Source organism: Rhizobium sp. BIGb0125 (genome assembly GCF_024810055.1).
Taxonomy (GTDB): domain Bacteria; phylum Pseudomonadota; class Alphaproteobacteria; order Rhizobiales; family Rhizobiaceae; genus Agrobacterium.
In genome coordinates this window covers 650999-664502 of sequence record NZ_JANUDV010000002.1, presented here as the reverse complement: position 1 = coordinate 664502, position 13504 = coordinate 650999, and the positions used below count along the sequence as shown (strand labels likewise).

Genomic DNA, 13504 nt, shown 5'->3' with positions numbered 1-13504 from the left:
CAATCGCCTCATTTCTGTTGCACTGCGCCGAAGCAGTTATACGGTATCGATTTTAAATAGCCGGATGATGCTATAAAGATTTGAAAAACAAGACCGCTTCTGGGTGGAGAGCGTTGATGAAGAAATGGGTCTACACCTTTGGCAACGGGGCAGCCGAAGGCAGGGCGAGTGACGTCGAGATCCTTGGCGGCAAAGGGGCGAATCTTGCCGAAATGGCAAGTCTTGGCCTGCCGGTGCCACCTGGCCTGACCATCATCAGCGAAGCATGTGGCTGGTACCACGTCAACGGCCGCGATCTGCCTGACGATCTCAAACAACAGGTCATGACAGGAATTGCCGACATGGAGGCCATGTCGGGTCGTAAATTTGGCTGCGGTTCGCAACCTTTGCTGCTTTCAGTTCGGTCCGGCGCAAAAGTCTCGATGCCCGGCATGATGGATACTGTCCTCAATCTCGGCCTCAATGATCAAACCGTGGAGGCGCTGGGCCATGATGCCGGTGACGCACGTTTTGCCTGGGACAGCTATCGCCGCTTTATCCAGATGTATGCCGATGTGGTCATGGGCCTCGACCACGAGGTTTTCGAGGAAGTGCTGGAAGATGAAAAGGCACGCCTCGGTTATGAATATGACACCGAGCTTTCTGCCGTCGAATGGCAGCACATCGTCACGCTCTACAAACAGATCATTGAAGATGAACTGGACGAGGTATTCCCGCAGAACACCGAAGTGCAGTTATGGGGCGCCATCAAGGCTGTTTTTGCCAGCTGGATGAACCCGCGTGCCGTCACCTACCGACAGCTTCACAACATTCCGGCAGCTTGGGGAACCGCGGTCAACGTCCAGGCGATGGTGTTCGGCAACCTTGGCTCTACCTCGGCAACCGGCGTTGCTTTCACGCGCAATCCATCAACCGGAGAAAAAGCCCTTTACGGCGAGTTTCTGGTCAATGCGCAGGGCGAAGATGTCGTGTCCGGCATTCGCACACCGCAATCAATTACCGAAGAAGGCCGTATTGCATCCGGCTCGGACAAGCCGTCCATGGAAAAACTGATGCCGGAGGCGTTCGAAGAATTCGCCGGCATCTGCGGCGACCTCGAGCGGCATTACTGCGACTTGCAGGACATGGAGTTTACCATTGAGCGTGGCAAGCTTTGGATGCTGCAGACCCGCGCTGGCAAACGGACAACACGTGCAGCGCTCAAAATTGCTGTCGATATGGTGGATGAAGGGCTGATCTCCCGTCATGAAGCAGTATCGCGCATTGAGCCCTCGTCGCTGGACCAGCTTTTGCACCCGACGATTGACCCGCGCTCGCAGCGTCCTGTCATCGGCTCCGGTCTGCCTGCCTCCCCTGGAGCTGCCACAGGTGAAATCGTCTTTACCGCAGAGGCAGCCGTTGCTGCGGATGCGGAAGGTCGCAGCGTCATTCTCGTGCGGATGGAAACCAGTCCTGAAGATATTCACGGCATGCATGCCGCAGGCGGTATCCTGACGACACGCGGCGGCATGACCAGCCACGCGGCCGTTGTTGCACGCGGCATGGGTATTCCCTGTGTCTCCGGTGCCGGTTCCATGCGTGTCGATTTGCGCAACAACACGCTGGTCGGGCTGGGCTGTGTGCTCAAAAAGGGTGACATTATCACCATTGACGGCTCCTCCGGGCAGGTATTGCGCGGTGAAGTGCCGATGGTACAGCCGGAATTGTCGGGTGATTTTGCCCGCCTGATGTCCTGGGCGGATGAAGCACGCCGCATGACCGTTCGTACCAATGCCGATACGCCGCAGGATGCACGTGCTGCCCGCGCCTTCGGTGCGGAAGGCATTGGCCTTTGTCGTACCGAGCACATGTTCTTTGAGGAAGACCGCATTCATTCCATGCGGGAAATGATCCTTGCCGACAGTGAAGAGGGCAGGCGGGTCGCACTTGACCGGCTGTTGCCCATGCAGCGGTCCGACTTTACCGAAATATTCAAGATCATGCATGGCCTGCCGGTGACCATCCGTCTGCTGGACCCGCCCTTGCATGAGTTCCTGCCAAAGACCGATGGCGAAATCGTTGAGGTTGCGGCGGCCATGGGCATGCCGCAGACCGTATTCCGTCAACGGCTGGATGCTTTGCACGAGTTTAACCCAATGCTCGGCCATCGCGGGTGCCGCCTTGCCATTTCCTATCCGGAAATTGCCGAAATGCAGGCGAGGGCGATTTTTGAAGCGGCCGTTGCCGCCGCCAAGGAAACCGGCGCGCCTGTGGTGCCGGAAATCATGGTGCCACTGGTTGGCTTGCGCTCAGAACTTGATTACGTGCGTGCCTGCATCGACCGCATCGCTGCCTGCGTGGCGGAAGAAACCGGTGTGAAGATCGATTATCTCACCGGCACGATGATCGAACTGCCGCGGGCCGCATTGCGCGCCCACATCATTGCCGAAGCGGCCGAGTTTTTCTCGTTTGGCACCAATGACTTGACGCAGACGACCTTCGGTATTTCGCGTGACGATGCGGCGCGGTTCATCACGACCTATCAGCGCAAGGGTATCATTGAACGTGATCCGTTCATTTCGCTCGATTTTGACGGGGTTGGCGAATTGATCCGCATAGCCGCTGAGCGCGGCAGGCAGACCAAAAGCGACCTCAAGCTCGGCATCTGTGGCGAGCATGGTGGCGACCCGGCATCGATCCATTTCTGCGAAGATGCGGGGCTGGATTATGTGTCCTGTTCACCGTTCCGTGTGCCTATTGCACGGCTGGCCGCCGCGCAGGCTACTATAGCGGCGAGGGCATTGTCCGCCTGACTGGCGGTTCGCGCTAAGACGACTTCTGCACGATCACCCGGCGTTCAATAACCACCGGCTGGCGGAAGAACATGTCGTTCTGCCGTTGCTGCCAGCTGCGTGCTTCTGCGCGACGGTCCAGATCGATATCGAGCAGGCATCTGGCCATGGCATCTGTTCCAACCTTGAAACCATAACCGCGGCAGGTCGCCTCGTCGGCAGCACGCCGCTCTTCCGGTGTCATGGTTTGGCAGGACGCCAACGTCACTGCCGCGCAAAACAAGCCGATGAGAGAGAAAATACGCATCTGAACACCTCCAATGCCGAATGGCCGTGATGCACATTTTCTACAACGAATAGAATGGCATCTGGTTCGACTGATACGCCCGTTTGATCGCTTTCGGAAGAATTTCTTTTGTCGTCACGTTTGCCGCAAGGCGAATCCGGTCTATTTACTGGCAGATGGTGATTCTTGGGCCATTGGTCTAACCATCCGTCGCCGGATGGTAGGCTTCATATAACGACTGAAAAATATCCGGGTGGCTGTTTCCATGGCTGTGCGCTTCGTTCGACCTGTTTCCCGTGCTGCCGCTGCCTCGCGTTATTTCGGCCTTGTCGCACTGTGCCTATTTGTGTTTGCTGTGCCGCTGTTCCGGTTCGGGCCACTCACCATGCCAGACTTTGTCAGCCTCGTGCTGATTTCGGCAGGCCTGGCGCTTGTCGCAGTGCTTCTGGCATTTTTTGGTCTTTATCGGCTGTGGATGACAGGGGCAAAGGGCGGTCGATCTGCCTTCAAAGCCATCCTGTTGTCAGCTCTGCCTTTGGGCGTCGCGATTTGGGCAGGTTTTCTCTATTGGCAAAACCCGGTTCTTTACGATGTCTCGACCGATATCACTGATATCCCTGAATGGATCGAGGTGCCCACGGCCAACCAGCAATGGTTTTCCCGTCCGCCAATTACAGCCGAAACAAGGGCAGAACAGGCTGAAGCCTATCCCGGCTTGACCGGGCGGCGTTATGAAGGTGCGGTGGACCGTATCTATCAGGCGGCACGTAAAGTCGCGACGGCGCAAGGCATCCGTATCACCGAGACACGCGGGCTTGCAGGCGCCATTCCTGACCAGCCGGAAGCGTTACCCGCGCCGGAAGAAAACCCATCGGGTGAGTCCTTGAATGACGAGCCACCGGCAAATGTGCCGGTGCCGCTGTCGAGGCCGGCGGATGCACCGCGACCAATGTTTGGGACGGGCGGCGATGTGCTGGTGCAGGGCGCCACGCGCTCCTTCATCCTCGGTGCGCGTTTTGATGTCCTGTTGCGGCTGCGGGAAGAAACGGAAACGACGCTGGTCGATATTCGCGTTGCCTCACGTTTCGGGCCGCATGATCTCGGTACAAGCGCCAGTCTGGCGGAAGCCTATCTGTTGGCGCTGGATGCTGAGATGCTCGGCATAGGGGACTGATCCCTTAAGCCTTACGTCGGGAAATAATGCCCTGACAGCGATGGCGGGCCATCGGTTTGAATGCGTCCCTTTTCAAGCAGGTCTTCCAGATGCGCCAGAACCGAAAGTGCTGCAGCGCCGTGCAGACGCGGATCGGTGCTCTGGTAGATAACCTTGACCATGTCGGGTATCCTGCGGTCGCCAGCTTTTATCCGCTCCAGAACGGCCCGTTCGCGCATACGGCGATGGGTCCTCAATCCCCGCATAAAGGAAGAGGGGTCTTTCACCGGGCCTCCATGGCCGGGCAGGAACAAACGGTCATCTCGCGCCAGCAGCTTTTCCAGTGAAGCCATATAGTCGCTCATCGCGCCATCCGGTGGTGCCACAATGGTGGTTGCCCATGCCATGACATGGTCGGCGGAAAATACGATCCCGGTACCGTCAAGCGCGAAGGACGCATGGTTTGCGGTATGGCCGGGTGTGTGCAGCGCCGTCAACGTCCAGCCATCACCTGATATGCTCTCATTGTCGCCAATGGCGATATCTGGCGCGAAGGCGTAGTCCGAGCTCTCGGAAAATGGATTTGTTTCATCGGCATGCAGCGGTCGTGCAGATCGGTGTGGACCTTCAGCCACGACGATGGCACCGGTGGCATCTTTCAACCGGGCAGCAAGCGGCGAGTGATCGCGATGTGTATGGCTGACAAAAATATGGCTGACTTCCCGACCTTTCAGGGCGTCCATCAGAGCTTGGAAATGCGCGTCGTCTTCCGGGCCGGGATCAATGACGGCCACTGAGCGATTGCCAACAATGTAACTGTTGGTGCCGTGAAAGGTAAACGGCGACGGATTGTTGACGGTAATCCGCTGGACATGATCGCTGACCGGAACGGCTGTACCATAGGCGGGCAGAAATTCGCGGCTGAATTCCGGGTCTGACATCTGTCTGGCTAACGCCCTTATTTGTATTCGATTTCGATAAATGACATCGGCTCGTCACCAGCATTGACGACATTGTGCGAAACGCCAGCCTCCCGCCTGTAAGGCATGCCGCGCGGTGTGTCGACACGACGACTGCCATTTTCATCCTCGATCAGGAAGTGGCAATCGGTCATCGGCACAACAACGTAACCAAGCCCGTGGGTATGGTGGCCAGTATCGGCACCTGGCTCAAAGTCCCAGCGGATAATCCGCACGACATCGTCATCGAGCAGTGTGGTTGGCGTGGCTGGGGGACGTGCGCTGTATTTGCTCATGTGCACTTTCAAGCAAAATGGTCGGCAATATCGGTTGCTTTATGAACTACCATGAAGATGGTCCGGTCCTAACAAGAAATATTGCAGTTCTGCAAACTTAATGATTGCCGCTGCCCTTATGCTTTGCTAATCAGGCGCCACTCGAATAGCAGCGCTTCGCCCTGCTGTTTTGTTGGGGCGTCGCCAAGCGGTAAGGCACCGGTTTTTGGTACCGGCATTCCCAGGTTCGAATCCTGGCGCCCCAGCCACCGATTGTAATTCAATTTGATTCTTATCAACGGCTTATGATTGACACTCTGTGAATTCTGATTCCAGATACGTGTTTTTAAAGTGGCATCCTGTCAGCTACAGAACTTTATCGACGAAAATAGAGATTACCTCAGGGTTGTAGTGTTGCTTGGAACTCTATTACTACTGAGTGCATGCCGGAGCAGATGAAGAGTTAAGCTGGATGGACAAGCGCATACTAACCGAACGCGATATCTGCACGAAATTTATCTTGCCAGCAGTGCAACAGGCCGGTTGGGATATGATGCTGCAAGTCCGCGAAGAGGTCTTCTTCACCAAGGGGCGCATCACCGTGCGCGGTAGGCTCGTCGCTCGCGGCAACGCTAAGAAGGCGGACGTTGTCCTATACTACAAGCCCAATATTCCGATCGCCCTGATCGAGGCAAAAGACAACAATCATTCGGTTGGTGACGGCCTGCAGCAGGGATTGGATTATGCCGAGACGCTCGCCATTCCTTTCGTCTTTGCCTCAAACGGTGACGGCTTCGTGTTTCATGATCGTACCGGTCTGCGGAACGTAAAGGAAGAAAATCTCCGCCTAGACCAGTTCCCGTCTCCTGAAGAGCTTTGGCGTCTCTACAGCCGATGGAAGGGGTTGGATGCCGATTCCGAAGCGCTGGTGCTTCAGGACTATTATGATGATGGCAGTGGCAAGACTCCCCGATATTATCAGGTCAATGCAGTCAATGCCGCAATCGAGGCCATTGCCAAGGGACAGGACCGTATTCTCCTAGTCATGGCGACAGGTACGGGCAAGACCTATACCGCCTTCCAGATCATCTGGCGTCTGTGGAAGGCCCAGCGCAAAAAGCGTATCCTGTTCCTGGCCGATCGCAACGTGCTGATCGACCAGACCATGGTCAACGATTTCCGCCCCTTCGGCGGCGCAATGGCCAAGCTCTCTACGAAGTCGAAGACCATTGAACGCCCGGACGGAACGGAAGTGAATATGCCGCTAGCGCTGGATCGCAAACGCCGCATCGACACCTCGTTCGAAATCTATCTCGGTCTCTACCAGGCGATCACCGGCCCCGAGGAGCGGCAAAAACTGTTCCGCGAATTCTCGCCGGATTTTTTCGACCTGATCGTCATCGACGAGTGCCACCGCGGCAGTGCTGCCGAAGATTCCGCCTGGCGGGAAATCCTGGAGTATTTCTCCGCTGCCAGCCAGATCGGTTTGACGGCGACGCCGAAGGAGACAGAATATGTGTCCAACACCGCCTATTTCGGCGAACCGGTGTTCACGTACTCCCTGAAACAGGGCATCAGTGACGGCTTTCTCGCTCCTTATAAGGTGATTAAGGTACATATCGACCGGGATGTCGAAGGCTATCGACCGGAGAAGGGCCAATTGGATCGCGACGGCGAAGAAGTCGAGGATCGCATCTACAACGCCAAGGATTTCGACCGCACTCTTGTGCTAGATGACCGCACCAAGCTGGTTTCTGCCAAGGTGACCGAGTTTCTAAAAGAGAGCGGTGACCGGTACCAGAAGACTATCGTCTTCTGCGTCGATGAGGAACATGCGGCCCGCATGCGCCAGGCGCTGATCAACGACAACAAGGACCTCTGCGACGAGAACTCTCGCTATGTCATGCGCATCACCGGAAGTGATACCCTCGGCCAAGAGCAGATCGGCAACTTTATTGATCCTGAATCACGATACCCGGTGGTCGTCACCACATCGCGTCTTCTTTCTACTGGCGTCGATGCTCAAACCTGCCGCCTCATTGTTCTGGATCGAGCCGTAGGCTCCATGACCGAGTTCAAGCAGATCGTCGGCCGCGGCACCCGCGTGCATGAGGATACGCAGAAGTTCTATTTCACGCTGATGGATTTCCGCGGCGCGACGAACCATTTTGCCGATCCCGACTTCGATGGCGATCCGGTGCAGATTTACGTTGCGGGTGATGACGATCCGATAACCCCGCCGGATGCGGAGCCCCCGGGCTTTGAAGACAACGACCAGGACGACTATACGGCGGAGCCGCCGACTACAGGTGGCGAATACGTGACGTTTCCGCCAGGCGGCGGCGAACGCCAGAAGAAAGTCTATGTTGATGGCATCAGCGCAAAGGTCATCGCCGAGCGTGTCGAATACCTCGATGCCAATGGGAGGCTTGTCACCGAAAGCCTGCGCGATTACACCAAGGCTGCGCTGCTTCGCCATTTCGCCAGTCTTGATGATTTCCTGAAACGCTGGAAATCGGAGGAGCGGAAGGACGCGCTGTTGAAGGAATTGGCGGCTGAGGGACTTCCACTGGATATGATCGCCAAGGAACTTGGCATTGACCTCGATCCCTTCGATCTTGTCTGCCACATCGCCTTTGACCGCAAGCCGCTGACGCGGCAGGAGCGCGCCGACAATGTGAAGAAGCGCGACGTCTTTGCCCGCTACGAAGGGAAGGCGCGCAGCGTGCTGGATATATTGTTGTCCAAATATGCCGATGAAGGCGTCCTGAACCTCGACGATACCAATGTGCTGCGGATACCGCCCGTCAATACCTTGGGCATGCCAGTGGAGCTTCTTCGAGCTTTTGGTGGAAAGGCTAGTTTTGAGCAGGCAGTACACGAACTTCAAGCAGCACTTTATGAATGATTCATTGGGGACGGGAGTATGCCGAACTATCAGGGCCAACTAGATGGACTCTGTGGTCCATACGCGATTGTGAATGCGTTCGAGCGTTGCGGATACGAGGACAACGAGATGCTTTTCAAGGCTGCGTGCGAAGCGTCGGCCGCCCGACGCTGGCCAACCTTGCTGTGGGTAGGCACTTCGTTCGGTGATCTAAAAAAGATGGTCACCAATTGTAGGAAAGCCTTGGGTGGTGCACCTGAACTGAAGGTCAGTTACCCATTTGCAAGCAAAATACCGCCAAGTCCGGCTGAGTACTGGAAACGTTTCGATGCACTTTTTGCAGAGCGACCAAATGCGTGCTGCATGATCGTCGGGATCACGCGCCCATCTTCTCATTGGATCGTCGCCTATCGTGAGGGGAAGGGAACCCGCATCACTTTTGTGGACACAGACCCGCATAAGCCATATCAACGCAAAAACCGCTCCATGCTGCATCCAGGCGTCCGTAACGGGCATCCGAAAAAATGGATCATCGAGAAAAGCGAACTCATCCTCTTCGAAGTCGAGCAATAAATACCATGTCAGTCCGTAATACCGTCAAATCCATTCAAGATATCATGCGTCAGGATGCCGGCGTCGATGGCGATGCCCAGCGCATCAGCCAGCTTTGCTGGATGTTTTTCCTGAAGATCATGGATGATCAGGACCAGGAACTGGAGCTGACCCACGACAATTATGTCTCTCCCATCCCGGAGAAATTCCAGTGGCGCAACTGGGCCGCGGACCCGGAAGGTATCACCGGCGAGGCGCTTCTCGCCTTCGTCAACGGCGAGCTGTTTCCGGCGCTGAAGACGGTGCCGGTCTCCGCCCAGCGGGGGGATCGCCGCCGTGTCGTGCGCGGTCTCTTCGAGGATGCCTATAACTACATGAAATCCGGCCAGCTGATACGTCAGGTGGTCAACAAGATCAGCGACGTCGATTTCAACAGCCTGACGGAACGCCAGCATTTTGGCGAAATCTACGAACAGATTTTGAACGACCTGCAATCGGCCGGCAATGCAGGCGAATATTACACCCCGCGCGCGCTCACATCCTTCATGGTTGATCGAATCGATCCCAGACCCAGCGAAACCCTGTTCGATCCCGCCTGCGGCACCGGCGGCTTTTTGACCTGTGCTATCCGCCATATGGAAAAGAACTATGTGCGCACGCCGGACCAGCGGGAAAAAATGCAGGCCGGCCTGCGCGCAGTGGAAAAGAAACCGCTGCCGCATATGCTCTGCGTCACCAATATGCTGCTGCACGGCATCGAGGACCCGAGCTTCGTGCGCCATGACAACACGCTGGCCCGCCCGCTGATTTCCTGGAGCAAAGATGAGCGCGTTGATATCGTGCTGACCAACCCGCCCTTTGGCGGACGCGAGGAAGACGGCATCGAAAACAATTTTCCGACCTTCCGCACCAAGGAAACCGCAGACCTGTTTCTGGCGCTGATCGTTCGTCTGTTGAAGGATGGCGGCCGCGCCGCCGTGGTCCTGCCGGATGGCTCGCTGTTCGGGGAAGGCATCAAGACGCGGTTGAAGGAACATCTGCTGGAGGAATGCAACCTCCACACCATCGTGCGCCTGCCCAATTCGGTCTTCAAGCCCTATGCCTCAATCGGCACCAACCTGCTGTTTTTCGAAAAGGGCACGGCGACTAAGGACATCTGGTATTGGGAACACCGCGTGCCGGAAGGCCAGAAGGCCTATTCCATGACCAAGCCGATCCGGCAGGAGCATCTGCAGGATTGCGTGGACTGGTGGGGCGGCAAGGAGCGCAAGGGTCGCGAAGAAGGTCCGAAGGCCTGGCGCGTGACCTTGGAAGAGGTGAAGGCACGCGGCTACAATCTGGACTTCAAGAATCCGCATACGGTTGCTGATGATCATGGTGACCCGGAGACCCTGTTGAAAGAGTTGTTGGCTGCTGACACCAGCGCGGCTCGCCTGCGCGATCAGCTGAAGAGCATTCTGGCCGAGGCGTTGGCTCGATGAACGCCTCACTTTTGAACGCCCTATCTGCAGCGATTAGCGACAATACTGTCCATGTTCTGCAATTGCGCAAGATAGTCGTGGCACTGGCAATATCTGGACGGCTTAACGAAGTAGATGCCTCCATAGGCCATGAAGAAATCCTCGCATTGCTTGGCGATGTGAAGCGCAGGCTCATGTCCCAGCGGGTTCTAGCTAAACAGAAGCCGAACGTCGCAATCACTCCTGATCAACTGCCAGAGGATTTCACCGACCCATCGAAGTTTATTTCGCTCGGGCATATCGCTCGGGTCGAAAAAGGCAAGACGGGCATACAGCAGGCTAAGCCTGGACCGTATCCCCTTGTCGTCACAGCTGCTGAGCGGATCACGGCTGATCACTACGACTTCGACGGTGCTGCAGCCATCATCCCACTGGTTTCATCGACGGGACACGGCAACGCCAGCATTAACCGTCTTCACTATCAAGAAGGCCAGTTTGCACTCGGCACCATCCTTGCGGCCGTATTGCCTCATGACCAGGCCCTGTTTTCTGCCCGCTTCCTTTTTGAGTATCTATCCGCATTCAAGGAAGAGCTTCTTGTCTCAAGAATGACAGGTACGGCAAATGTCACTCTCACTCTTGGTCGCATAGAAGAAGTACCGATACCCTTGGTATCTCCTGTAATTCAACAGCAAGTCGATCAATTGATGGCGCTGTGTGACGAAATGGAAGCGGCGCGAACGGAGCGGGAAATGAAGCGGGATCGGCTGGCGGCGGCAAGCCTTGCCCGCCTCAACATCCCAGACCCTAAGACCTTCCGCGATGACGCCCGCTTCGCGCTCGATGCCCTGCCGGCGCTCACCGCCCGACGGGATCAGATCAAACAGCTGCGCCAAACCATACTCAACCTCGCCGTCTGCGGCAAGCTCGTGCCGCAGGACCCAACGGATGAGCCGGCAGTCTTGCCGCCGCAAAAGAAATTCGCGGCATCAAGTGGTCTGGACGTAGCGGTCTTTAAGGAGTTCGAGGGGACCATTTCGTTGCCATATGGTTGGCATATTGCACCGCTTGCTCGGCTTGCAGATAATATTGTCGATTGCCCTCACACCACCCCGAACTGGACCGAAAGCGGCATAATTTGTGTGCGCACAAGTCAGCTCAGGTCTCGTACACTGGATTTGTCTGCTCCAAGATTTGTCAGTCCCGACGAGTATCTTGAACGGATCGAGAGGCTGGAGCCAAAGGCCGATGATATCCTTTATAGCCGTGAGGGCGGTATTTTAGGTGTGGCGTGCCGAATCCCTCGGGGTGTGCGATTGTGCCTTGGTCAGCGCCTCATGCTTATTCGATCGGGAGCGGAAACCAGGGCTGATTTCTTGGAGATCGTTCTGAATTCGCCATTTATCACAGATATCGCCAAGGCTCGCACTACTGGTGGTGCAGCACCGCGAGTGAACATGTCTACAGTCCGTGCATACCCGATCCCGGTTCCACCTCTCGCCGAGCAACACCGTATTGTCGTCAAGGTCGATGAACTGATGGCGCTCTGCGACCAGCTGGAAGCCAGCCTGACCAGCGCCGACGAGACACGGAAAAAACTGCTCGACGCGCTGCTGGCCGAGGTGTTGGCGCGGCCAGAGGCCGATGTGCTACGGGAGGCCGCAGAATGAGTGTGCCAATTGCAACGGCCGAGCGGGTCCTACGCAGTAGATTTGGGACCCCTGCCAAGACACCGACTGATTACGTTATCGGTTTCAAGACGGCCCAGGGCCGGGTTCTGGCGCTGCATCGTACCCTTGCGGAGACGACCTTATGGTTTGAGTCTCCCGCACCACCTGAGATGGATGGGGTGCAGCTGATAGGTTATGCCAAGAACTCCAACCTCAATGGTCCTCTTGCTCCGTTGGCTAGCGCTTCCACCCTGCGAGCAGAGATCGCCACGGAGGGAGCCCTGAACCGTTTCCTCGAGTGGTATGCAGCGTCAGCCACACAGGCACCGCAGCAATCCGGTGCTGCGGCTGGTTCAAACCTTCCTGCGAATTTTAGCACCCTGTATCAGCGCTTCCAGGAGCTCGTCACCGCTCGAACCAAGGGACATCCCTTCACCAATTTTGAGGAGGGTTTGGCGGCGAGCTGGGAAGATTACAAACCGAAGCTCAGGGACTATGCCTTGACGATCCTGGCCTTGGACACCTGGACCGAAGCTGGCATAGGTTCTGGCACGATCCTTCGCAATGCGATCGACGCCATCGAAATCCAGGACAGTCGCCGCAACCTGACGAACAATCTCGTCTTTTGGCAGAACCGCTATGGCCACGCCAATCGCAATCATAATGTGTTCATCGAGGCGCAGACGAACCCGAAACTGCGCAAGCAAATCGAGCGACTGCTCTACGCGCTTTATGTCGGTGGCGGAGATGAAGGCGAGCTTTTCGAGGAACTAAGCGCAATCACGGGCGGCAAGTACCCCCTGCTGGCCTACCTATATTTTCTAAAGGACATAGATCGCTTTACGCCGATCCAGCCGACCGGCTTTGATCGCCTGTTCCGACAGATGGACATCAATTTCTCCACGCTGCGACAGTGCAGCTGGGAGAATTACCGCGCCTTTCTCGACCTACTTCAGCAGATGCGGCCGCTGATTGCGCAAGAAGCAGGCTTGAAGTCTGTTCGTCTGATCGACGCGCATTCCTTCTGTTGGATTTTTTCGACATTGATCGCGATGGAGGCCGAAGGGGATTTAACGCCCGTGGCCGGGTCGAAGGATGATGGACGGGTCCTGGGTGCGTTCGAAAAGTCTATCGTGGCGATGCGCATGTCCGTGGAGAATACCGTCAAGAACGCTAACGGGCAGTTTGTTCAGCGTGTCCTGAAAAACAAAGAGCTGCGGATGACGTCGCAGCAGCTGGAGGCCTTGATCCGTCAGCTTTTGGAGCAACAGGACAACAGATGCGCGCTGACAGGCATTCCGTTCCAGTTTCAAGGCCAGCACGATGACAAGAACCTCCTGCCGTCACTCGACCGGAAAGACAGCAACGGCCACTACGAGGAGGGAAATCTCCAGGTCGTCTGCCAATTCATTAATTTCTGGAAGGGCGATGCCGACAACGAGGAGTTCCGGCGATTGCTGAACGTAGTGCGCGGGATTGAGGAACAGTAGC

General features: G+C 56.4%; 10 protein-coding genes and 1 tRNA gene. 8 read left to right on the top strand and 3 right to left on the bottom strand.

From position 1 onward, the window contains the following. Window positions 1–116: 116 nt before the first annotated feature. The gene (ppdK, locus tag M2418_RS07215; RefSeq protein ID WP_192487204.1) at window positions 117–2792 is read left to right on the top strand and encodes a pyruvate, phosphate dikinase; all 2676 of its coding nucleotides are present in this window, start codon (window positions 117–119) and stop codon (window positions 2790–2792) included. A gap of 13 nt (window positions 2793–2805) precedes the next feature. Here the strand turns inward: ppdK and M2418_RS07210 are convergent, their stop codons facing one another. Next, complete coding sequence (locus M2418_RS07210; RefSeq protein WP_250983149.1) at window positions 2806–3078, bottom strand: hypothetical protein; 273 nt, start codon at window positions 3076–3078, stop codon at window positions 2806–2808. A 244-nt stretch (window positions 3079–3322) separates the two neighbouring features. Between M2418_RS07210 and M2418_RS07205 the strand changes: the two genes are divergently transcribed. After that, on the top strand, window positions 3323–4231 hold the full coding sequence (locus M2418_RS07205) for a DUF1499 domain-containing protein (protein ID WP_259145683.1): 909 nt from the start codon (window positions 3323–3325) through the stop codon (window positions 4229–4231). Window positions 4232–4242: 11 nt separating this feature from the next. Here M2418_RS07205 and M2418_RS07200 read toward each other — a convergent pair whose 3' ends face one another. Further along, window positions 4243–5151 carry an MBL fold metallo-hydrolase gene (locus M2418_RS07200; RefSeq protein WP_259145682.1) on the bottom strand — a complete coding sequence of 303 codons (909 nt, stop codon included), beginning with the start codon at window positions 5149–5151 and terminating at the stop codon, window positions 4243–4245. A gap of 17 nt (window positions 5152–5168) precedes the next feature. Continuing rightward, a complete protein-coding gene (locus M2418_RS07195) occupies window positions 5169–5465 on the bottom strand; it encodes a cupin (protein WP_250983146.1) in 297 nt (98 codons plus the stop codon). Window positions 5466–5638: 173 nt separating this feature from the next. On the opposite strand from M2418_RS07195, the gene M2418_RS07190 reads away from it, so the two are divergent. From M2418_RS07190 to M2418_RS07165, 6 genes are all read left to right on the top strand, one after another. After that, window positions 5639–5713: transfer RNA gene (locus tag M2418_RS07190), tRNA-Gln, on the top strand. Window positions 5714–5916: 203 nt separating this feature from the next. Beyond that, on the top strand, window positions 5917–8352 hold the full coding sequence (gene hsdR / locus M2418_RS07185) for an EcoAI/FtnUII family type I restriction enzme subunit R (RefSeq protein WP_259145681.1): 2436 nt from the start codon (window positions 5917–5919) through the stop codon (window positions 8350–8352). Between the two features lie 18 nt (window positions 8353–8370). Next, window positions 8371–8904, top strand: a complete 534-nt coding sequence (locus M2418_RS07180) for a hypothetical protein (protein ID WP_259145680.1) — start codon at window positions 8371–8373, stop codon at window positions 8902–8904. A gap of 5 nt (window positions 8905–8909) precedes the next feature. Further along, entirely contained in the window at window positions 8910–10364 is a 1455-nt protein-coding gene (locus M2418_RS07175; RefSeq protein WP_259145679.1) for a class I SAM-dependent DNA methyltransferase, read from the top strand. Further along, entirely contained in the window at window positions 10361–12013 is a 1653-nt protein-coding gene (locus M2418_RS07170) for a restriction endonuclease subunit S (protein WP_259145678.1), read from the top strand. Before M2418_RS07175 ends, M2418_RS07170 begins: the two co-directional genes overlap by 4 nt. Beyond that, window positions 12010–13503 carry a hypothetical protein gene (locus M2418_RS07165; RefSeq protein ID WP_259145677.1) on the top strand — a complete coding sequence of 498 codons (1494 nt, stop codon included), beginning with the start codon at window positions 12010–12012 and terminating at the stop codon, window positions 13501–13503. The genes M2418_RS07170 and M2418_RS07165 overlap by 4 nt, the downstream gene beginning before the upstream one ends. The last annotated feature ends 1 nt before the right edge of the window (window position 13504 follow it).